Raw genomic sequence first — 1,347 nt, forward strand, 5'->3', positions numbered from 1 at the left:
TGGCGTCCCCTGTGGCTCCGCTCAGGCGGAAAGCGACTGCCAGTTGGGGACGGCACCTCTGCTGTCGGGAGACGGCAGGTTCTGCTGAGGCTGCGGCGCGGTGCCGAAATAGGAGCCCGGCTGTCCCAGCCGAGAGCTGACGAGGCGTGCGAGGTCTCCAAGCGACCCTCGCGACCAGAGACTTCACTCCCCCGGGGAGGTGCCGACCGTGCGCTACCCCGCCAGTCGCCGCGTGGCCGGGCGGCCGACAACCGGGGCGGAACACTGCGATGCGGCGCAGTGCGCGCTGTGGGGGCCGGAGAGTTCTCCCCTCCGGCCCCGTGCTGGTGACGGTGCGGAGACTGCCGCCGGAGACCGCCCATCTGGGCCCTTGCCTACGGCCGAGCCTACGGAGAGATCGCCCCTCCCCGCGATCGGGTCTCCGGCCTCCTACGTCCCGGCCGTCCCGCCACGGACGCGTGCCACAGGACCCCCGTCCCTGCTGCTGACCTACGAGAACGCGCGAACAGTCTCAGTATTGCTTAACTCTTTTTTTGCGTGTAGAGTGGAGTTATCGAAGGGCGCAGGGAACACCCCGCCCTACCACCACCTTGTCCAGGAGGACACCATGACCGAGACCCTCAAGACCGCCGCTGGCCGCACCTTCACCGCCGAGGTCACCATCGGCGAGCACGGCGAGGCGGTCTACAACGTCAAGCGCGTCGGTCAGATGGGCGCGTTCCCCGTCGGCACCTTCGTGATCCACCCCGACTACCACGCCTTCCCGGAGGTCGATGGTCTGGTCAACATCCAGTTCGGTGGCGGGTCGCCCACCGACCGCCACCAGCGCACGAACGTCCCCGCCCTCGGCAGCGCCAGCCTCCCCTGCGTGGTCGGTCACCAGCTGGTCAACCCGGCTGACCTCGTCGACGAGACCTCCGTGTTCCGGCTGCGCGACCTGGCCGGAGCCTCCACCGGCACCGGCACGAGCGCCGGTGGTGCCACTCCCAACACCAGCGCCCGTACCACCGACCTGGTCACGGCTCTCGTCCGCAACTGGCAGGCGCGCGACGACTACGACCAGCTCACCGCGACCTACAACGCGTCCCTCGCCCCGCAGCGCGCCGAGGCGATCTCGAAGAAGGCCGACGACCTGAGCTGCAAGATCATGTCCATCGGTGAGCGGATCGAAGAGCTCACCAAGCAGCGCGACGAGCTCTCGGCCACCACCGCCCCGCAGAGCGCCGACATCACCCCCGACATGGCTCCCGCCGCTCAGCTCACGGGCCAGATCACCACCCTCCAGTTCACGATGGAAGACCTCATCGCCGAGCGCGCCGAACTCACGAAGTAGTCCCCCGCCCGCCC

The 1,347-nt window shown here is 69.0% G+C and carries 1 protein-coding gene; it reads left to right on the forward strand.

The annotated features are described in order from the left end of the window. The first annotated feature begins 607 nt into the window (after positions 1 to 607). Complete coding sequence (locus tag FNH08_RS50135; protein ID WP_152778683.1) at positions 608 to 1,333, forward strand: hypothetical protein; 726 nt, start codon at positions 608 to 610, stop codon at positions 1,331 to 1,333. Positions 1,334 to 1,347 lie beyond the last annotated feature (14 nt).

The sequence above is a fragment of the Streptomyces spongiae genome (assembly GCF_009377185.1).
GTDB classification, from domain to species: Bacteria; Actinomycetota; Actinomycetes; order Streptomycetales; family Streptomycetaceae; genus Streptomyces; species Streptomyces spongiae.